The following is a 341-nucleotide window of genomic DNA, read 5'->3' on the forward strand; positions in this document are numbered from 1 at the left end:
ATAGCAACATTTTCTTTCGCTTAGTACTATTTGTGTGTGCCTCGTTTAGTATACAACTATTATATTAAGACGGTGTACCGAAAACTTTGCAGGCATGATCGATCTACTGACCGAAGAGGTCAAACAACTTCGTGTACGCCAGAGCGTGCTTGCCACTGAGGCAGCTATACAGGAAATGATGGAGCGCAAACAGTCGCAAAAAACGATCGATCATGCCTGCAAAGTTTTCGGTACACCGTTCCGATATAATAGATGTATACTAAACGAGGCACACACAAATAGTACTAAGCGAAAGAAAATGTTGCTATGTTTGTTTCGCGTGACCCGTTCCTCTCTATCTC

1 protein-coding gene is annotated in these 341 nt (G+C 42.5%); it reads left to right on the top strand.

All coding sequences use genetic code 11. The annotated features are described in order from the left end of the window. Positions 1–94: 94 nt before the first annotated feature. A partial coding sequence (locus tag ACJ5GX_RS00240; RefSeq protein WP_495292566.1) for a hypothetical protein occupies positions 95–341 on the top strand: 247 nt, incomplete at its 3' end.

The sequence above is a fragment of the Wolbachia endosymbiont of Tuta absoluta genome (assembly GCF_059414725.1).